Source organism: Acetobacter estunensis, from assembly GCF_019083805.1.
Lineage (GTDB): Bacteria > Pseudomonadota > Alphaproteobacteria > Acetobacterales > Acetobacteraceae > Acetobacter > Acetobacter estunensis_A.
Genome location: NZ_JAHRDV010000163.1, coordinates 1 through 242 on the forward strand (window position 1 = coordinate 1; position 242 = coordinate 242).

Here is a 242-nt window from a genome sequence, read left to right on the forward strand (position 1 = left end):
CTCGCGAGCGCCCTCACCATTTGATCCGCATGCCAGCCAGCAAATCCCCAGTATTGGTGCATCGGGCTACCGTTGCGGCCGTCACTCCAGAAAATGCCGGCCTCCCTCACTTCACCAGCTTCGCCAATCCGGAGGGCCTTATCCGCTGGATCACGAACTGGAAGGACGGTACGGCCCGTCTCCGTCCCGATCACAAACTGGCTGTTGTGCGAGAATTGACGAACGCGCAGCGAATCAAACTG

General features: G+C 59.5%; 1 protein-coding gene. It reads left to right on the forward strand.

Annotated elements, in window-relative coordinates; genetic code table 11:
• Positions 1–29: 29 nt before the first annotated feature.
• The coding region (locus KUA11_RS17375; protein WP_217412305.1) for a hypothetical protein at positions 30–242 on the forward strand (213 nt) is incomplete at its 3' end.